Annotated in this window: 14 protein-coding genes; 3 read left to right on the top strand and 11 right to left on the bottom strand. The window is 75.3% G+C overall.

The genetic code is table 11. The features are described 5' to 3' along the window. Positions 1-106: 106 nt before the first annotated feature. Positions 107-1,054, bottom strand: coding sequence for a DNA-3-methyladenine glycosylase (locus ABL57_RS09045; protein WP_053004853.1), 948 nt, complete (start codon positions 1,052-1,054; stop codon positions 107-109). Between the two features lie 395 nt (positions 1,055-1,449). On the opposite strand from ABL57_RS09045, the gene ABL57_RS09040 reads away from it, so the two are divergent. Together ABL57_RS09040 and ABL57_RS09035 are read left to right on the top strand one after the other, a co-directional pair. Continuing rightward, on the top strand, positions 1,450-2,703 hold the full coding sequence (locus tag ABL57_RS09040; RefSeq protein WP_371212469.1) for an NRAMP family divalent metal transporter: 1,254 nt from the start codon (positions 1,450-1,452) through the stop codon (positions 2,701-2,703). Then, positions 2,700-3,503, top strand: a complete 804-nt coding sequence (locus tag ABL57_RS09035; protein WP_047803129.1) for a putative hydro-lyase — start codon at positions 2,700-2,702, stop codon at positions 3,501-3,503. Before ABL57_RS09040 ends, ABL57_RS09035 begins: the two co-directional genes overlap by 4 nt. An 8-nt stretch (positions 3,504-3,511) precedes the next feature. On the opposite strand, the gene ABL57_RS09030 is transcribed toward ABL57_RS09035, so the two are convergent. The 8 genes from ABL57_RS09030 to xylA form a co-directional block, all read right to left on the bottom strand. Next, positions 3,512-4,207, bottom strand: a complete 696-nt coding sequence (locus ABL57_RS09030) for a GntR family transcriptional regulator (RefSeq protein WP_053004852.1) — start codon at positions 4,205-4,207, stop codon at positions 3,512-3,514. A gap of 75 nt (positions 4,208-4,282) precedes the next feature. Continuing rightward, entirely contained in the window at positions 4,283-5,233 is a 951-nt protein-coding gene (locus ABL57_RS22990) for a helix-turn-helix transcriptional regulator (RefSeq protein ID WP_053004851.1), read from the bottom strand. A 346-nt stretch (positions 5,234-5,579) separates the two neighbouring features. Beyond that, positions 5,580-6,155 carry a hemerythrin domain-containing protein gene (locus ABL57_RS09020; RefSeq protein WP_047803128.1) on the bottom strand — a complete coding sequence of 192 codons (576 nt, stop codon included), beginning with the start codon at positions 6,153-6,155 and terminating at the stop codon, positions 5,580-5,582. Positions 6,156-6,313: 158 nt separating this feature from the next. Continuing rightward, positions 6,314-8,041 carry a biotin carboxylase N-terminal domain-containing protein gene (locus ABL57_RS09015; protein ID WP_047803127.1) on the bottom strand — a complete coding sequence of 576 codons (1,728 nt, stop codon included), beginning with the start codon at positions 8,039-8,041 and terminating at the stop codon, positions 6,314-6,316. A 4-nt stretch (positions 8,042-8,045) separates the two neighbouring features. Beyond that, positions 8,046-9,665 carry a 5-oxoprolinase/urea amidolyase family protein gene (locus ABL57_RS09010; RefSeq protein WP_047803126.1) on the bottom strand — a complete coding sequence of 540 codons (1,620 nt, stop codon included), beginning with the start codon at positions 9,663-9,665 and terminating at the stop codon, positions 8,046-8,048. Next, positions 9,662-10,426 (bottom strand): LamB/YcsF family protein, encoded by a 765-nt coding sequence (locus ABL57_RS09005; protein WP_047803125.1) that lies wholly within the window; start codon positions 10,424-10,426, stop codon positions 9,662-9,664. Before ABL57_RS09005 ends, ABL57_RS09010 begins: the two co-directional genes overlap by 4 nt. 100 nt (positions 10,427-10,526) lie before the next feature. After that, positions 10,527-11,921: a xylulokinase gene (gene xylB, locus ABL57_RS09000; protein ID WP_047803124.1), complete on the bottom strand. Its 1,395-nt coding sequence runs from the start codon at positions 11,919-11,921 to the stop codon at positions 10,527-10,529. Positions 11,922-12,074: 153 nt separating this feature from the next. Further along, positions 12,075-13,298: a xylose isomerase gene (gene xylA, locus ABL57_RS08995; RefSeq protein WP_047803123.1), complete on the bottom strand. Its 1,224-nt coding sequence runs from the start codon at positions 13,296-13,298 to the stop codon at positions 12,075-12,077. A 148-nt stretch (positions 13,299-13,446) separates the two neighbouring features. Between xylA and ABL57_RS08990 the strand changes: the two genes are divergently transcribed. Next, positions 13,447-14,613 carry an ROK family transcriptional regulator gene (locus ABL57_RS08990; protein ID WP_047803122.1) on the top strand — a complete coding sequence of 389 codons (1,167 nt, stop codon included), beginning with the start codon at positions 13,447-13,449 and terminating at the stop codon, positions 14,611-14,613. 96 nt (positions 14,614-14,709) lie between these two features. On the opposite strand, the gene ABL57_RS08985 is transcribed toward ABL57_RS08990, so the two are convergent. Together ABL57_RS08985 and ABL57_RS08980 are read right to left on the bottom strand one after the other, a co-directional pair. Then, positions 14,710-15,879, bottom strand: a complete 1,170-nt coding sequence (locus ABL57_RS08985) for an endo-1,4-beta-xylanase (protein ID WP_047803121.1) — start codon at positions 15,877-15,879, stop codon at positions 14,710-14,712. 164 nt (positions 15,880-16,043) lie between these two features. Continuing rightward, a complete protein-coding gene (locus ABL57_RS08980; RefSeq protein ID WP_047803120.1) occupies positions 16,044-18,431 on the bottom strand; it encodes a glycoside hydrolase family 3 N-terminal domain-containing protein in 2,388 nt (795 codons plus the stop codon). Positions 18,432-18,438: the final 7 nt, after the last annotated feature.

Here is an 18,438-nt window from a genome sequence, read left to right as displayed (position 1 = left end):
AGGCGCCGCCGCTCGTCGACCGGGGTCAGGGGCACCCCTCGGCCTGCCACTTCGCCGAGACCCGCGACCTGGTGGTGCGTCCTGCGGGGCCGCCGCGCCGCCGGACTCATCCGGGCCCGGCGGCGGGGAGCGGCGGAGCGGCCGAGTCCGGGAACGCCGCGCGGGCCCACAGCAGCATCACGGCGTAGCTGCGCCAGGGGCTCCACCCGGCGGACCTCTCCGCCGCGGCGGCGGTCCCGGCCACCCCGAGGGCGCGGCGCAGGACGAGGTCCTGCGGGAGGAAGACGTCGGGCTCGCCCAGGACCCGCAGGGCGACCGATCCCGCCGTCCACGGGCCGATGCCGGGCAGGGCGAGCAGGTGCCGGTGCCACCGGGCGGCGTCCCGCGCGGCGCCGGCTCCGCCCGCCGCGGCCGGGGGCTCCAGGTCGAGGCCGTCGCAGACCGCCGCGGCGAGCGCGTGGATCGTCGCCGCCCGGCGGGTCGTGACCCCCAGGTCCTGCCGCAGCCGGGACGGGTCCGCGGCGGCGATCCGCCGGGCCGACGGGAAGGCGGTGAGGCCGTCCGCCGCGGGGGAGCCGTAGTGGCGGAGCAGGCGTCCAGCGAAGGTGCGCGCCGCGGCGAGGGAGACCTGCTGCCCGAGCACGGTCAGGACCGCGGTCTCGAAGCCGTCCGGGGAACCGGGCAGCCGGATCAGCGGCCAGGCGCGCACGGCGGGCGCCAGCGCGGCGTCGGACGCCAGGGCGCGGTCCGCGGCGGGGGACTCCGTCCCGTCGCCCAGCCAGCGGCGCACCCGACGCAGCACCGGTTCCAGGGCGTCCTCCGCCCCGGGGCCCACCCGCACCGGCAGACCGGCGGGCGTGAGCCGGTCCCAGCCCACGGTGACGGTGCGCGCCACCCCGTCCACGACGACGGGCCGCCGGTGGGCGCCTCCGGCGAGGTCGTCGCAGCCCGGTACGGCCTGGGACGCCAGGAAGTCGCGGAGGAACCGCGCGGACGTGGGCGGCGGGAGCAGGACCTCCACGGTCCCGCCGGGGCCGCCGTCCGGGCCGGTCACCGGCGGCGTCCGCGCGGCCCTGCGGCCGGGTCGCGGCCCGCGCCACGGCCCGCGCCGCAGGCCGGAGCGGTCGCCCGGCCTGTCCCGGGGCCCGTCCGACGGCGGATCCCGCTGCCCGTCCCCGTGCTCTGCCCGGTGCCTTTCCCGGTGCCTTGTCCGGTGCCTTGTCCGGTGTTCTTCCCGGTGCGCTCCATGCGGTCCTTCCGACGTCCCGGGGCGGGCGCCCCTGAGGGCCACCCTGTCCTCCGGGCGCCGGGCTGTCCAGATGTCGGCCGTGACCACCCCTGGCAAGATTGTTCAACAATCATTACACTGGCGGGACAGTGACCGCGGCCACATCCCGGGTGGTCGGCGCCGCGTCCGGGCGCAGGTCGCACCCGTCCCGAGGAGGACGCATGTCCAGCTCCGCCCCCGCCCCGTCCGCGCCCGAGGGCCGCGGGCCCGTCACCGGCCCCGCGGCCATGCGGGCCGTGAACCGCTCCGCGCTGCTGGGCGCCCTGTTCCTGATGGCCACGAGCGCCATCGGGCCCGGCTTCATCACACAGACCGCCAACTTCACCGTCCAGCTCGGCGCCGCCTTCGCGTTCGCCATCGTCATCTCCATCGTCGTCGACATCGCCGTGCAGCTGAACGTGTGGCGGATCATCGGCGTCTCCGGGCTCAAGGCCCACGAACTGGGCAACCGCGTGCTCCCCGGCCTGGGCTGGCTCATCGCCGCGCTGGTGGCGACCGGAGGCCTCGTGTTCAACATCGGCAACACCGCCGGCGGCGGCCTCGGCCTCAACGCGATGCTCGGCCTGGACGCCACCTGGGGCGGCATCATCACGGCCGTGTTCGCGGTGGGCGTGTTCGTCAGCAAGCGCGCCGGCGTGGCCCTGGACCGCATCGTGGTGGTCCTCGGCGTGGTGATGATCCTCGTGACCGGCTACGTCGCGCTCGTCTCCCGGCCCCCGGTGGGGGAGGCCCTGCGCAACGTGGTGCTGCCCGAGGACGTGAGCTTCCTGGTCATCACCACCCTGATCGGCGGCACGGTGGGCGGCTACATCACCTACGCGGGCGCCCACCGGATCGTGGACGCCGGGATCACCGGCGTGGACAGCGTCAAGCAGATCTCCCGCAGCTCCGTGGTGAGCATCGTGCTCACCGGCGTGATGCGCTTCCTGCTGTTCCTGGCGATCCTGGGCGTGGTCGCCGGCGGCGCGCAGCTCACGGGGGAGAACCTGGCCGCCCAGGCCTTCCAGTCGGCGGCCGGTGAGGTGGGGCTGCGCCTGTTCGGCATCATCCTGTGGGCCGCCTCCATCTCCTCGGTCATCGGCGCCGCCTACACCTCGGTGTCCTTCCTCACGACCACCCGCACGAGGCCGCGCACCCGCAACCTCCTGACGATCGCGTTCATCGTCGTCTCCGCCACGGTGTTCGCGCTGCTGGGCCAGGCCCCGTCCACGCTGCTCATCGTGGCCGGCGCGGTCAACGGGCTGATCCTCCCGCTGGGCTTCGCCGTGCTGCTGTGGGTGGCCTGGCGCCGGCAGGACCTGCTGGGCGGCTACGCGTACCCGAAGTGGCTGGCGCTGCTGGGCACCGTGATCTGGCTGCTCACCATCTACCTGGGATACCAGTCCCTCAGCGGCATCGCCGCGCTGTGGTCATGAGCGCCCCGGCCGGGCCCGCGCAGCGCTCCGCCCTGCTCCCCGTGCGTGCCCGCGAGCTGTTCCGCGGCGGACTGGTCACCCCGACGGCCGGGTGGTGCGACGGCTTCGCCCAGGCGAACCTCGTGGTCGTGCCCCGGGACTGGGCCTTCGAGCTCCTGCTCTTCGCCCAGCGCAACCCCAAGCCCTGCCCGGTCCTCGCGGTGCTCGACGCCGGTGAGGTCACCGGCCCCGTGCTCGGGGACGGGGACGTCCGCACCGACCTCCCGCTCTACAGCCTCTACCGGGAGGGCGAGGCGGCGGGCACGCGGGAGGACGTCCTCGACGTGTGGCAGGACGACCTCGTGACCTTCGCCCTCGGCTGCAGCTTCACCTTCGAGGCGGCCCTGCAGGAGGCGGGGATCCCTATGGCCCACATCGACCAGGGCGTCAACGTCCCGATGTACCGCACGAACCTCCCGTGCGAGCCCGCCGGCCGGCTCTCCGGCCCGCTGGTGGTCTCCATGCGGCCGATCCCGGCGGACCGGGTGGCCGACGCCGTGCGCATCACCTCCCGCTACCCCGCCGTGCACGGGGCGCCCGTGCACGTGGGCGCCCCGGGGGAGCTGGGGATCCGCGACCTCTCGGCCCCCGACTACGGGGACGCCGTGCAGATCCCGGCGGGTCACCTGCCGGTGTTCTGGGCCTGCGGGGTGACGCCGCAGGCGGCGGTGCTCGAGTCCGGGGTGCCGGTCGCGATCGGGCACGCTCCCGGCCACATGCTGGTCACCGACGTGCCCAACTGGCGCTACCAGGTGCCCTGAGGGGCCGGTCAGGGCGCCCCGGGGCCCTCCAGGACGGTGAGCAGCTGCTGCCGGGAGTCCTCCAGGTACCGGTGCATCTGCACGGAGGCCTCCTCCCGGGAGCCCTGCTCGAAGAGCTCCAGGATCCGGGCGTTGCGCTCGATGTAGGGGGCGTGGAAGGACGGGTCCTGGCGCATGGAGAAGAAGACGAGCCGCATCTCCGCCAGGATCCGGGACATCAGCTCGTTCTGCCGCACCGAGCCGGCCAGTTCCACCACGGTGCGGTGGAAGCGCTGGTTCGCGTCGGCCATGCCGCCGACGTCTCCCCGCCGGTGCGCGGCGCGGCCCGCCGTGACGGCGGCGTGCAGGCCGGGCTGCGGCCCGGGGGCCGTCCAGCGCAGCGCCGAGGTCTCCAGCGCGAGCCGCACCCGGTAGATCTCGCGCACGTCGTCCGCGCCCGGCCGGGCCACCGAGACGCCGCGGTTGGGGATCCGCTGCAGCAGGTTCTCGTTGCCCAGCACCGTGAACACCTCGCGCAGGGTGTTGCGGGAGATCCCGAGCACCTCGCTGACCCGGGCCTCGGAGAGCCGGGTGCCCGGCGGGAGCCGGCCGGCCATGATGCCCTGGCGCAGGACGCCGGCGGCCCAGGAGGTGGCCCCGCCCTGCGGGGCGGGCCCGGCCAGGCCGACGGCGGTCAGCAGGAACTCGTTCTCCACGGTGTTCATCAGGACACCATCCTGACATCCCCGGCGGCGGCCGCCGCCCCGTGGGTGCGGGGCGGGACCGTGTCCCTGCCGGCGTCAGCTGTCGAGCGTGCGCCGCGGCGGAACGCCGTAGACGGCGCGGTAGGCCGCGGCGAAGCGGCCGGGGTGGGCGAAGCCCCAGCGGAGGGCGATCTCCCGCACGGTGGCGCCGGTGGTCGGGTCGGCGCGGAGCAGGTCGGTGTGGGCGGCCGCCAGCCGGGTGCGCCGCAGGTACTGCGTGGGCGTCAGGCCCAGCGGGTGGTTCGCGCGGAAGGCCCGCACCAGGGCGCGGGTGGTCGTGTCCGCGGCGCGGGCGGCGTCGTCGATGCTGACCGGCAGCGAGGCGTGGTCGTCGAGGAACTGCACCGCGATGCGGTACCGGCGGGCCTGGGCGGTCGTCGACAGGGTCCGCTCCACCGGGTCGCCCAGCAGCGGGAAGCACTCGAGCATCGCCACGGCCAGGTGCCGGGTCAGGTCCGCCCGCACCAGCTCCGCGGCGAAGGCCTCCGAGGCCACGGTGTCCCGCGCGAGCCCGGCCAGGCCCGTCCAGTACCGGCCCAGCCGAGGGCTCACCGGCGCGGCGGAGGCGAACGCCACGGACAGGCCCTCCGTGCCGTAGACCGTCTCCGCGACCGACTGCAGCAGCGCGGGGGCGAGGTTGACGTTGGTGACCTCCAGCGCGCCGCCCACGATCAGCGCGGGGTGGCCGGGACGGAAGAGCACCGGCCGGCCCAGTCCGCTGCCGCTCTCGTGGCTCGTGCGCCAGTCGTAGCGGGACGCCGCGCGCACGTCGGCGACCCCGAAGACGTCCGTGTCGCCCCAGGAGGAGAACGGCCCGCCCAGGTCCAGCCCGACGACGGTGAGCTGCCCGTCGCCGTCCTGGCGCTGACGGTACGAGAAGCCCGGGACGGTCGGGTCGAAGGAGAACCGCACCCCGATCTCGTGGAAGAGGGCGGTCACGGCATCCGGCTCGGTCGCCGTGGCCTCGCGGTGGAACACCGGGCTCATGCGGTCTCCCCGGGGCGGGGCCGACCGCCAGCTGCCCGGTCGTGTCGACGGTGGAGACCGCGGCCGCGGTGACCACCGAGCGGCCGCAGATGATCAGGGGCGCCGTCACGGCGTCGAGGCGCAGCTCGACGGACCGGTCCGCGGGGCCGCACAGGGACAGGTCGGGGAAGAACTCGCGGAGCGCGGACTCGGCCTGCCCCGGGTCGCACGTGGCGACCCTCGTGCGCCGCACCGCCATGGCCGGTTCCCGTCTGCTCGGCGGACATGTCCTCCCCCAGTGTAGGAACCCGGATTTGTCCGGGACAGGGGGTGCGGGCGGGCACCGCACCGGTGCCCGCCCGCCGGATCAGCCCGTGTGCCGCCCCGAGAGCTTGTCCCGGAGCCGGCCGACCATCCCCACGCCCGGTCCGATCGTCTTGTGGAACAGCTCCGAGTGCGGTGCGTGCGGGTGCGGCCGGGTCGGTGCGAGCTTCTTCGCGGTCTGCACCTTCTCGCCGAGCTCCACGAGCGTGCCGGCGGGGATGCCGGCCCGCAGCTTGGGGAACTGGTCGGACTCCTCGTCGTCGATGTGGTGGCGCAGCTGGGCCTCCAGCTCCCCGACCAGATCCAGGAACGCCGGCCCGGAGGCGTCGGCGTCCTCCAGCTTCTTCATCACCTGCACGATCTCGTCGTGCTCGCGCTTGTCGTGCTCCACCTCCTCGGCGCCGTTGGGCACGTGCTTCTCCACGGCGGGGTAGACGTACATCTCCTCGGCGACGGCGTGGCGCATCACCTCGGCGATCACGGTGTCGGCCAGCTCCCGGCGCCGGTCGGGCTCGGGCGTGTCCTTGATCTGCCCGACCAGCTCGAGCATGTCCCGGTGGTCGGCGGTGAGGATGTCGACGACATCCGTGCTCTGTCCTGCGGCGGGGGTCTCGGTCATGGGACGTCTCTCCTTCGAGTCGTGGGCGGCCGGTCGCCCAGCCCCGGGGCCGGCCCCGGGTCGTCCCCGCGCCGTTCCCGCGGGGTGCCGTGCTGGGTGCTCCCGACCCTAGGCCACCCGGGCGCCGGCCGACCAGGTCCGCCCGCGGATGACGGCGCTCAGTCGAGGCGGGCGAGCACCTGGTCGGCGGCCACGGCGTCCCCGGGGCCGGCCGAGAGCTCGCGGACGGTCCCGGCGCGGGGGGCGGTCAGCCGGGACTCCGTCTTCATGGCCTCGAGCACGGCGAGGTCCTGGCCGGCCTCCACGGTGTCCCCCTCGGCGACCAGCCACGAGACGAGCGTCCCCGCGAACGGTGCGGTGACGGCGCCGTCGTCGGCCTCGGGGGCCGGGCCGGGGGCGCCGTCCCCCGCGGGGGCGGAGCTCAGGGCGGCGGCGAGGGCGTCGGGGATCCCGATGCGCATCCGCCGCCCGTCCACGTCCACGGTGAGACGGGTGCGTCCCTGCTCGCCCGCGCGGGCGTAGCCGGTGTCCGGGGTGAGCCGGTCGGCGAACTCCTCCTCGATCCACGTGGTCCACACCCCGAGACCGTCGCCGCCGGCGAAGGCGGGGGCGTCCAGCACCGCGCGGTGGAAGGGGATCGTGGTGGCCACCCCGTGCACCTGCAGCTCCCGCAGCGCGGTGCGGGCCCGCACGAGGGCCTGCTCGCGGGTGGGGGCGCTGACCACGAGCTTGAGCAGCAGCGAGTCGAAGGTGGTGGCCACCCGGGTGCCGCGGTGCACCCCCGAGTCCACGCGGACCCCCGGGCCCGTGGGGGTGTCCACGGCCTCGACCGTCCCGCCGGAGGGCAGGAAGCCGCGGCCCGGGTCCTCGGCGTTGATCCGGAACTCCAGGGCGTGCCCGCGCGCCGGCGGGGTCTCGAGCACCGGCAGGGGGTCCCCGGCGGCGACGGCCAGCTGGGCGCGCACGAGGTCCACGCCGTAGACCTCCTCGGTGATCGGGTGCTCCACCTGCAGGCGCGTGTTGACCTCCAGGAACGAGATCAGCCCGTCCTGGGCCACGAGGAACTCGGCGGTGCCCACCCCCACGTAGCCGGCCTCCCGGAAGATGCCCTCGGCGGCGGCGGCGATGCGCTCCCGCTGCTCGTCCGTGAGGAACGGCGCGGGGGCCTCCTCGACGAGCTTCTGGTGGCGGCGCTGCAGGGAGCAGTCCCGGGTCCCCAGCACGACGACGTTGCCGTGGGCGTCGGCCATGACCTGCGCCTCGACGTGCCGCGGCCGGTCCAGGAACCGCTCCACGAAGCACTCGCCGCGCCCGAACGCGCTCTGCGCCTCGCGGGCGGCCGAGACGAAGGCGTCCTCGACCTGCGCCAGCTCGCGGACCACCCGCATGCCGCGGCCCCCGCCGCCGTGGGCGGCCTTCACGATCACGGGCAGCCCGTGCTCCTCGGCGAAGGCCCGGGCGTCCGCGGGGGACCCGACCGGCCCGTCGCTGCCGGGCACGAGCGGGGCGCCGGCCCGCCGGGCGATCTCCCGGGCGGCGACCTTGTCCCCCAGCAGCACGATCGTCTCGGGCGAGGGGCCGATCCAGGTGAGACCGGCCTGGAGCACCGCCCGGGCGAAGTCGGCGTTCTCGGAGAGGAACCCGTAGCCGGGGTGCACGGCGTCGGCCCCGCACCGCTCGGCGACGGCGAGCACGGCCCGCGCGTCCAGGTAGGTCTCGGTGGCCGAGACGCCCTCGAGCGCGTAGGCCTCGTCGGCCAGCAGGACGTGCGGGGCGTCGGCGTCGGGGTCCGCGTAGACGGCGACCGAGGTCAGCCCCGCCTCCGCGCAGGCGTGGACGACGCGGACGGCGATCTCCCCGCGGTTGGCGATCAGGATCTTGCGCACGGTGCTACTCCTGAGGGTTCTCGGTGGCGGGACGGTCGGTCTCGGGGCGCCCGGTGGCGCCCCCGGGAACGGGCGGGACGAGCTCCGGCGCCGGGATCCGGCGGAAGCGCAGCCGGGCGCCCGGGGGCAGCTGGGCCAGCACGGCCAGGTCCTGCGGGTGCACCACCCCGATCACGGGGTACCCGCCGGTGGTGGGCGCGTCCTGCAGCAGGACGACGGGCAGGCCCGAGGGCGGGACCTGGACGCAGCCCGGCACGGTGCCCTCGCTGGGCAGCTCGTCGGTGCGGGCGCGGTCGAGCGGCCGCCCGTCGAGCCGGGCGCCCACCCGGTCGGACGAGGTGGCGAGCGCCCAGTCCTGGGCGAAGAACGACCCCATCGCCGAGGCGGGGAACCAGTCGTCGCGGGGGCCCGGCACCACCCGCACCACCGGCACGCCGGCCGGTTCGGGCAGCGGCTCGGGGGGCCGGACGGCCGCGCCCGGGGCGGGGCCGACGGGCACGGCGTCCCCGGGGCCCAGCGGGTCCGGGCCCAGTCCGGCGAGGGTGTCGGTGGAGCGGCTGCCCAGCACGGGCGGGACCGCCACGCCGCCGCGCACCGCCACGTAGGCGCGAGCGCCCGAGACGGTGGCGCCCACGGCCAGGCGCTCGCCGTCCCGCAGCGCGAACGGTGTGCCTGGCGCGGGGCGCCAGGGGGCGGGGCCCTCGACGGCGAGGGGCGCCGCGGCGCCGGTGACCGCCAGGACGTGGTCCCCGTGGGCGGTGAGCTCGAGGCGGCCGAGCAGGTTCTCCAGCAGGGCCGCCCCCGCGGGGTTGCCGACGAGCCGGTTGGCGGTGGCCGCGGCGGCGGCGTCGAGGGCGCCGGAGGGGGAGACCCCCAGCGCCGCCGAGCCGGCGCGGCCGCCGTCCTGGACGAGGGTCTGCAGGCCGGGCCGGTCCACGACCAGGTGGGCGCCGCGGACCGGCGCCGGTGCGGCCGTGCGGGGGGCGACCTCGACGAGCTCGCGCACGGGCCGGTACCGCACGCGGTCCCCGGGGCGGAGCAGGGCCGGGTCCTCCCGGTCCAGGTCGAACATCCGGGCCGCGGTGCGGCCGATCAGCTGCCAGCCGCCCGGGGAGCGCCGGGGGTAGACCGCGGAGAACCGGCCGGCCAGGGCCACGGCCCCCGCCGGGACCGCGGTGCGCGGGGTGTCCCGGCGCGGGACGTCCGGCACGTCCTCGGCCGCGCAGTAGAAGAAGCCGGGGGCGAAGCCCGCGAAGGCGGCGGTCCACTCCTGCCCGGTGTGGGCGCGCACGACCCCGGCCGCTCCCAGGCCGGTGAGCTCCCCGACCGCCTCCAGGTCCTCGCCGTCGTAGACGACGTCGATGGTCACGGTCCGCGCCTCGCCCGTCCCCGCGGTCCCGCGCGGGGCCGTCAGGGCGGTGCGGACGACGTCCCGCAGGGCGGCGGGGGTGCTCGCGCGCACGACCACGGTCCGCGCCCCGGCGACGCAGTCCACCAGGCCGGGGAGGTCCGCGGCGGCGAGCCGGGCGTGCAGGGCCACGGCGTCGTGCAGGTCCGCGCACTCCACGACGGCGGCCTGCGGTCCCAGCGGGCGGACGGAGCGCTCCGCGGCGGGCGCGCTCACAGGAAGCTGCCGACGCGCAGGCCGGCCTCCTCGAGGGCGCGGCGCACGCGCTCGGCGATGGCCAGGGCGCCCGGGGTGTCCCCGTGCACGCAGATGCTCTCCGCGTCCACCGCCACGACCGAGCCGTCGACCGTCTCGACCACGTGCTCGGTGGCCATCCGGACCACGCGCGCGGCGATCTGCTCGGGGTCGTGCAGCACGGCGCCGGGCTCGGAGCGCGGGACCAGGGTGGCCTGCGGGGTGTAGCCCCGGTCGGCGAAGGCCTCGCGGACGGTGCGCAGCCCGGCCGCGCGCGCCCGGCGCTCGATCTCGGAGCCCGGCAGCACCAGCAGGGGCAGGGCCGTGTCGACGTCGCGCACGGCGTCCACCACGGCGCCCGCGTGCTCCTCGTGGTGGACGATCGCGTTGTAGAGGGCCCCGTGCGGCTTGACGTAGCGGACCTCGGTGCCGGAGGCGCGGGCCAGGGCCTGCAGGGCGCCGATCTGGTACACCAGCTGGTCGGTCAGCTCCGCGCGGGGCACGGCGATGAAGCGGCGGCCGAAGCCCTTGAGGTCGTCGTAGGAGACCTGGGCGCCCACGGTGACCCCGTGCTCGGCGGCCACGGTGCAGGTGCGGCGGGCGACCGTCGGGTCCCCCGCGTGGAAGCCGCAGGCCACGTTGGCGCTGCTGACCACGTGCAGGACGGCCTCGTCGCCGTCCATGGCCCAGGCGTGGAGGGACTCGCCGCAGTCCGCGTTGAGGTCGATGTCGGAGGGGGACATGGTGTGCTCCTTGTCACGTCGGTCCCTCCAGCATGCGCCTTCCCGATGGATTGTTCAACAATTTTTGCGGACGTGTCTTCCGAGCCGGTGCGGGACGCTCCTAGGACCAGGCTCCGGTCCGGTCGCGCAGCACCCGGTAGGCCTCCAGGACCTGGGGCGTCGGGTCCGCGGTGAACTCCTGCACCCCGGGCAGCGCCCAGGCCGGGGGCTCGTCGGCGCCGGAGAGCGCCCAGGCGGCCTGCCGCGCCGCGCCGAGGGCCACGTACTCGCTCGGGGCGGGCACGAGCACGGGCCGGCCGAGCACGGCGGGCGCCAGCCGGCGCACGGCCTCGGACTGCGCGCCGCCGCCGATCAGCACGATCCGCCGCGCGGGGACCCCGGTGGCGCGCTCGAGGGCGTCCACGCCGTCGGCCAGGGAGCACAGCAGGCCCTCCACGCAGGCCCGGGCGACGTCCTCGCGGGAGGTGGCCGAGGACATCCCGTGCAGGGTGGCCCGGGCCCCGGGGCGGTTGGGGGTGCGCTCGCCGTCGAGGTAGGGCAGCAGGGTGGTGCCGCCGGCCCCGGGGCGTGCGGCCAGGGCCAGGGCGGAGAGCCCGGCGTGGTCGACCCCGAGGAGCCGGGCCCCGAACTCCAGGATCCGCGCGGCGTTGAGCGTCGTGGCCATGGGCAGGTACCGGCCGGTGGCGTCGGCGAAGCCGGTGACCAGCCCGGTCGGATCGGCGGTGCGGGTCTCGGAGACCATCGCCGCGACCCCGGAGGTGCCGACCGAGAGGGAGACGTCGCCGGGTCCGAGCGTGACGCCGAGGGCGGCGGCCATGTTGTCGCCGGTGCCGGCGGCGAGCTGCGCCCCGCCGGGCGTGCGGCCCAGCACGGCCCGGGGGTGCGGGGCGAGCTCGGGCAGCGCCACGTCGTGGCCGAGGGCCCGGCGGGCGAGGTCGTGGCTCCACTGCTCCGTGCGGGTGGAGAAGTAGCCGGTGCCCGAGGCGTCGCCGCGGTCGGTGAAGAAGGAGGTCTTCTCGGCGTTCAGGTGCCAGGAGAGGTAGTCGTGGGGCAGCAGCACCCGGTGGGTGCGGGCGGCGTGCTCCGGCTCGTGCTCGGCCATCCAGCGCAGCTTGGTGGAGGTCATGGAGGCCACGAGCACGCTGCCGAGCTCCTCGGCGCACGCGGCCGGGCCGCCCATCTCCTCGACGAGCTCGCGGGCCTGGGGCGCCGAGCGGGTGTCGTTCCACAGCAGGGCGTCGCGCACCACGGCGTCGTGCTCGTCGAGGGCGACCATGCCGTGCTGCTGGCCGCCGACGGCCACGGCGGCGGCCTCGTCGAGGAACGGCCCGGCGGCGTCGTCGAGGGCGGCGAGCCAGGCGCGCGGGTCGACCTCGGTGCCGTCGGGGTGGGGCGCCCGGCGCCGGCCGAGGACCTCCCCGGTGGCGGCATCGACCAGGAGGGCCTTGGTGGACTGGGTCGAGGAGTCGATGCCCAGGACGGTGGTGCGTGCCATGCGGAACCTTCGGGACGGGAGCGGAACGGGACAGGAGCGGGAACGGGGCGGCGGTGCCGCCGGAGGGGGCCGGCCCGGCGCAGGGGGGCGTGCGCCGGGCCGGCCCGGGGGAGGGCGCGGCGCCCGGACGGGGAGGGGCCGCGCCCGGGCGGATCAGCCGCGGGCGCCCATGAGGTGCTCGACGGCGAGCTGGTGCAGGCGCACGAAGCCGTAGTTGCGCTCCGAGGGGCCGGTGAGGTCGAGGTCCTCGTAGGCGCTGCGGTCGGCCAGGAAGGTGGTCAGGTCCTCGCCCTCCGCCAGCGTCGGCTCCGCGAGCTCCAGGACGCCGGACTGCGCCATGGCCTCCTGGACCTCGGGGTCCTGGCGGAACGCGACGGCGCGCTGCTTCAGCAGCAGGTACATCTGCATGTTGGCGGCCGCCGAGTCCCACACGCCGTCGAGGTGCTCGGTGCGCGAGGGCTTGTAGTCGAAGTGGCGGGCCCCCTGGTAGGCGCCCGGCTTCGACGGGAAGCCGTTCTCCAGCAGGTCGACCGTGAAGAAGGCGCTGATCAGGTTGCCGTGGCCGAAGACCAGGTCCTGGTCGTACATCGGCCCGTTCTGCCCGTTGAGGTCGATGTGGAACAGCTTGTCGCACCACAGGGCCTCGGCGAGCCCGTGGGTGTAGTTCAGGGTGGCCATCTGCTCGTGGCCGGTCTCCGGGTTCACGCCGACCACGTCGCCGTTGTCCAGGCGGTCGATGAACGCCAGCGCGTGCCCGATGGTCGGCAGGAAGATGTTGCCGCGGGGCTCGTTGGGCTTGGGCTCGAGGCCGATGCGCATGTCGTAGCCCTGGGACTTGATGTAGCCGGCCACGGTGTCGATGCCCTCCGCGTAGCGGTCCAGGGCGGCGTAGAGGTCCTTGGAGGAGTCGTACTCGGTGCCCTCGCGCCCGCCCCACATCACGAAGGTGGTGGCGCCGAGCTCGGCGGCGAGGTCGACGTTGCGCAGCACCTTGCGCAGGCCGTAGCGGCGGACCCGCCGGTCGTTGGAGGTGAAGGCGCCGTCCTTGAAGATCGGCTCGGCGAAGGTGTCGGTGGTGACCATCTCGCAGACCGTGCCGGTCTCCTCGATCGTCTGCTTCAGCCGCCCGACCAGCCGCTCGCGCTCGGCCTCGGAGGCGTCGAAGGGAATGAGGTCGTTGTCGTGGAAGGTGAAGCCCCAGGCACCGAGCTCCGCGAGCCTGCGCACGGACTCCAGGGGGTCCAGGTCCGGCCGGGAGGCCGAGCCGAACTGGTCGCGGGCCGACCAGCCGACGGTCCACAGGCCGAAGGAGAACCGGTCCTCCGGCGAAGGGGTGACGGAGGCGGCGAGCGAGCTCGCCGGTGAGGTGACGGACATGGCGGGTCCTTTCCCAGATTGGTTAGTTACCGTTACTTACTATAGATCGTCGAGTACCGTGGGACCAGACCGGCGGCCGCTTTTTCTCGTCCGCCGCGCGACCGCGCCCGCCCCCGGCCGGTTCCGCCAGCAGCGAAGGAGACCGTCCGTGCAGTCGAGCCACCTGCGGGAGCACAACCTCTCCACCGTCCTGCGCGCGGTGGCCGGGGCGGGGGAGCCGGTCTCGCGCGCCGCGCTGGCCAAGAGCACGGGCCTCACCAAGCCGACCGTCTCCAAGCTGGTCCAGGAGCTGCTCGACGCCGGCCTCCTGGTGGAGGGGCGGCAGCCGGCCGTGCGGGCCTCGGGCCGGCCGATGATCCCGCTGAGCATCGCCCGCGGCAGCGTGCTGGGCGTCGGGCTGGAGATCGCCGCGGACCACCTGGCCTGCCTCGTCACCGACCTCGGGGGCCGGGTGCTCCACGAGGACGCCCGGTTCGGGGCGTACGCGGGGGCGTCCGTGGACGACGTGGCTGCCGCGCTGTCCGAGCTGCTCGACGACGCCCTGGCCTCCCGCCCCGACGTGCCCGTGGCCGGCATCTGCGTCTCGGTCCCCGGCCGGCTGGGCCCGGACCGGGCCACGGTGCTCTCCGCGCCGAACCTGGCCTGGCGGGACGCCCCGCTGGTCGAGCGGCTCCGGCGGCTGCCGTCCTTCCGGGGGCCCGCGCTGACGGCCGGCAACGACAGCATGCTCGCGGCGCGCACCGAGGTCCTGCGCCGGCCCGGCCAGTCCTTCCTGTTCCTGCACGGGCAGACCGGGATCGGCGGCGCCGTGGTCCTGGAGGGGCGGATCCACGGCGGCGAGCACGGCTGGGCCGGGGAGCTGGGCCACGTCACGGTCAGCCCCGGCGGGGAGCTGTGCCGGTGCGGGCGGCGCGGCTGCCTCGAGGCCTACGCCAGCTACCACGCCCTGCGCGGGCGGACCGGGCTGCCGGAGGACGTCAGGATCGAGGACCTCGTGGCGGCCACGGCCGAGCGGCTGCGGAGCCGGACGGCGGTGATGGAGATGATCGGGCGGCCTCTCGGAGTGGTGCTCGCGAACTCGATGAACGTGCTGGACCTGTCCACCGTGGTGCTCTCCGGGTACTTCGCCCCGATCGCCGCGGAGCTGGAGCCCGTGCTGCGGGAGGTCGTCGAGGCCCACGCGCTGACCGCGGAGGTGGGCCCGATCGAGATCCAGCGCTCGGCGGCCGACGCCCATCCGGCGCTCAGCGGCGCGGCCGCCACGGCCCTCGAGCCGATCCTGACCGCACCGGCCCGGTGGCTCGACCGGCGCTGAGGCTCCCGCCCACGCACGACGGGCCCGCTCCCCGGGAGGAGCGGGCCCGTCGTGCGTGGGCGGCCCGGTCAGGGCCGTCCGGTCGGGACGGTCCGGTCAGCGGAACGCGGGGTGGTGCTCCCACTTCGCGTCGCCGCCCGGCTGGGACCGGGCCAGGGTCTCCTGCAGGGCGTCGTAGGCGGGCTTGCGCTCGTAGCCGCCCTCCATGGTCAGGGCGTCCCCGTAGCCGGGGAAGGTGTTCGGCACCCAGGAGTGCTCGTCGAGCACGCCCCACACGGTGAAGGAGTTGCAGTCCTCCACGGCCAGGCACGCCTCGAGGGCCATGCGGTACCAGTCGGCCTGCTTCTGCCGCAGCTCCGGGCTCATCTGCCCGTCCGCACCGACCGGCCCGCGCACGTCGATCTCGGTGACGGCCGTCTCCAGGCCGAGGTCGTCGAAGCGCTGGAGGTTCTGCTGCATCCGCCCGTCGAAGCCGTACTGGAGGCCGAGGTGGGTCTGCATCCCGAAGCCGTGGACGGGCACGCCCTGGGCGAGCAGGTCCTGGATCAGGGCGTAGTAGGCGTCGGACTTCGCGTTGAGGCCCTCCACGTTGTAGTCGTTGAAGAACAGCTGGGCGTTCGGGTCCGCGTCGTGGGCCCAGCGGAAGATGTCGGCGATGATGCCCGGCCCCAGCTCGCGCAGCCAGATGTTGTCCTCCGTGCGCAGCCTCCCGCTGTCGTCGAAGATCTCGTTGGCGACCTCCCACTGCTGGATCCGGCCCTCGTAGTGGCCGACCACCGTGTAGATGTGCTCCTTGAGGACGGCGCGCAACTCCTCCGGGGTGTGGTCCCCGTTCTCGAGCCAGTCGGGGTTCTGGCTGTGCCAGAACAGGGTGTGGCCGCGCACGACCTGCCCGTTGGCCTCGGCGAAGTCGACGATGTCGTCGGCGGGGCCGAAGTCGTACACCCCCTCCTCGGGGTGGATGAACTCCCACTTCATCTGGTTCTCGGGGGTCAGGGAGCTGAACTCCCGGGCCAGCACCGAGCGGTACTCGGGGTCGGAGGGGAAGGGCTCGGGGTAGTCGGCCGAGGTGTGGTGCCCGCCGCCGGCCACCGCGCTGCCGATGCGGAAGTCCTTCGGGGTGTTCCAGCGCAGGGTGTCCTGCTGGGCCAGGCCCGGCGGCGTGGCGGGGGGTGCGGCGCTCGCGGCCTGGGGGACCGCGGTGAGGCACAGGGCGGCGACGGCGCTCGCGGCACCGATCCGCAGGACGGGGAGTCGTCGGTTCATCTCGGGGGTTCCTTTCGAGGGGTCGTGCACGGGGACTGCAGGGGGTCTCGGACGGAGGTCGGGGCGGACCAGGGGCCGGCCACGAGGGCCGGCGCGCGGTCTCCCCAGGGGGGATCCGGAGGAGTGGACGGGGCGCGGGCCGCGCGGCGGCCCGCGCCCCGGGTTCAGGAGGCGTCGGCGGCGAGCGCGCGGTCGGCGACCTCGACGTCGACGGGGGTGGTGAGGACGCGCTCGACGTCCTCCACGTCGCGCACCGGGCCGGTGACCACGAACCGGTCCTCCAGGGGGAGGTCCTCGCTGGAGGGCCCGGCGCGCAGGACGAACTCGCCCGGCTCGACGATCCGGCGCATGGCGCGCCCGGTGAACGCGGTGCGGTCGGCGTGCAGGTGGAAGACGACCCGGGCGCTCTGCCCGGGCTCCAGGGCGATCTTGGCGAAGCCGACGAGCATCTTCACCGGCCGGACCACCTGGGCCACCGGGTCGCTCAGGTAGAGCTGGACGACCTCCTGCCCGGCCCGCTCGGACGTGTTGGTCACGGTGACGGCGGCGTCCACGGTGCCGTCGGCGCCGATCTGCGCGGCGGAGAGCTCCAGGGCGTCGTAGGAGAACGTGGAGTAGCCGATGCCGTGGCCGAACGGGTAGAGCGGCCGGGGGTCCAGGTTGGAGACCCCCTCCGCGTACCCGCCCAGGGTGGGGGTCAGGTAGGTGCCGGGCTGCCCGCCCACGTGCCGGGGGATGCCCACGGGCAGCCGCCCGGAGGGGTTCACCCGGCCGGAGAGCACCCCGGCGACGGCGTGGCCGCCCTCCTCGCCCGGCATGAAGGCCTGCACCACGGCGGCGCAGCGGTCGTCGAACGCCCCGAGGCTGTAGGGGCGGCCGGTGACGAGCACGAGGACCACCGGGGTGCCCGTGGCCAGCACCGCCTCGACGAGCTCGGCCTGCCGGCCGGGCAGGGACAGGTCCACCACGTCGCAGCCCTCCCCGGAGGTGCCCGTGCCGAACAGCCCCGCGAGGTCGCCCACGGTCACGACCGCGAGGTCGGCCTCCTCGGCGACGGCCACCGCCTCGGCGATGCCGCTGGTGTCCGGGTCCGTGAAGTCGACGCCGCGGGCGTGGCGGAACGTGGTGCCCCCGTCCGCGAACTCCTCGGTGAGGGCGTCCACGATCGAGGTGATCTCGATGCCGGTGCCGGACTCGCCGAAGCGGGACAGGACGTGGTTGGTGAAGCTGTAGCAGCCCAGGAAGGAGCGGGGCTGGGCGGCGCTGGGGCCGATGACGGCGATCGTCCGGTCGGTGTCGCCGGAGAGCGGCAGCACGCCGTCGTTCTTCAGCAGGACGATGGACTCCTCGGCCATGCGCCGGGCCAGCCGGCGGTTGTCCGCGGAGTCGAGGTCCACGGCCCCGCCGGCGGTGCCGGGGTCGAATCCCTCGTCGAGCAGGCCGAGCTCGACCTTCTGGGTCAGCACCCGGCGCACCGCGCGGTCCAGGAGCGACTCCTCGAGGGCCCCTTCCCGCACGGCGGCGGCGAGGTCGGCGAAGCAGCTGGTCTCGGGCAGCTCGACGTCCATCCCGGCCGCGAGCGACTGCACGCCGGCGTCCCGCGGGTCGGTCGCGACGTGGTGCATGGACTCGAGGAAGCTGACGGCCCAGTAGTCGGAGACGACCGTGCCCTCGAAGCCCCACTCGTCCCGCAGCAGCGTGGTGAGCAGCTCGGGGTCGGCGGCGGGGGGGACGCCGTCGACGTCCGCGTAGGAGTTCATCACCGCGCCGACCCGCCCGATCCGCACCGCCATCTCGAAGGGCACGAGCACGACGTCGCGGAGCTCGCGCGGGCCGATCGAGACGGGGGCGTGGTTGCGCCCGGCCCGGGAGGTGGAGTAGCCGGCGAAGTGCTTGAGGGTGGCGATCACGCCGGCCTCCTGGAGCCCGCGCACGTACCCGGTGGTCAGGGCCCCCACGAGGTAGGGGTCCTCGCCGACGGTCTCCTCGACGCGACCCCAGCGGTAGTCGCGCACGACGTCGAGCACGGGGGAGAGGCCGAGGTGGACGCCCACCCCCTTCATGTCGGCGCCGATCCGCCGGGCCATGGTGCGGACCAGCTCGGGGTCGAACGCGGCGCCCCAGGCGATCGCGGCCGGGTAGCAGGTGGCCCCCAGGGTGGTGAAGCCGGTGAGGCACTCCTCGTGGGCGATCGCGGGGATCCCCAGCCGGGAGGTGCCCACGACCTGGCGCTGCAGGGTGCGCAGGTGCTCCACCCCGTCCGCCGCGGAGATCGGGGCGCTGCCGAAGGCGCGGGTGATGTGGCCCAGCCCGTGGGCGATCGCGGCCTCGAAGGTGGAGCGGTCGTTGGCGAAGGCGGACTCCATGGGGGCGGCCCCGCCGGTGGCCTCCTCCGGGTCCGGGCGCAGCCAGTAGCTGCCGAGCTGGCCGGCCTTCTCCTCGAGGGTGAGCTCCTGCAGGAGGGCGTCGACGCGCTCGCCGACGGGGCGGGACGGGTCGTTCCACACCGGGGTGCCGGGCGGGGTGCTGGACGGGGTGCTGGGCGAGGTCATGGGGTTC

Origin of the sequence: Kocuria sp. SM24M-10 (assembly GCF_001027955.1) — a bacterium.
In the GTDB taxonomy this organism is placed as follows: domain Bacteria; phylum Actinomycetota; class Actinomycetes; order Actinomycetales; family Micrococcaceae; genus Kocuria; species Kocuria oceani.
Note: the sequence above shows the minus strand (reverse complement) of the source record. Positions and strands in the feature narration are given on the sequence as shown.

Coding starts and splice junctions, on each gene's coding strand:
- ABL57_RS09040 (WP_371212469.1), top strand. CDS start 1,450: ATGTCCAGCTCCGCCCCCGCCCCGTCCGCGCCCGAGGGCCGCGGGCCC.
- ABL57_RS09035 (WP_047803129.1), top strand. CDS start 2,700: ATGAGCGCCCCGGCCGGGCCCGCGCAGCGCTCCGCCCTGCTCCCCGTG.
- ABL57_RS09030 (WP_053004852.1), bottom strand. CDS start 4,207: ATGAACACCGTGGAGAACGAGTTCCTGCTGACCGCCGTCGGCCTGGCC.
- ABL57_RS22990 (WP_053004851.1), bottom strand. CDS start 5,233: ATGAGCCCGGTGTTCCACCGCGAGGCCACGGCGACCGAGCCGGATGCC.
- ABL57_RS09020 (WP_047803128.1), bottom strand. CDS start 6,155: ATGACCGAGACCCCCGCCGCAGGACAGAGCACGGATGTCGTCGACATC.
- ABL57_RS09005 (WP_047803125.1), bottom strand. CDS start 10,426: ATGTCCCCCTCCGACATCGACCTCAACGCGGACTGCGGCGAGTCCCTC.
- xylB (WP_047803124.1), bottom strand. CDS start 11,921: ATGGCACGCACCACCGTCCTGGGCATCGACTCCTCGACCCAGTCCACC.
- xylA (WP_047803123.1), bottom strand. CDS start 13,298: ATGTCCGTCACCTCACCGGCGAGCTCGCTCGCCGCCTCCGTCACCCCT.
- ABL57_RS08985 (WP_047803121.1), bottom strand. CDS start 15,879: ATGAACCGACGACTCCCCGTCCTGCGGATCGGTGCCGCGAGCGCCGTC.
- ABL57_RS08980 (WP_047803120.1), bottom strand. CDS start 18,431: ATGACCTCGCCCAGCACCCCGTCCAGCACCCCGCCCGGCACCCCGGTG.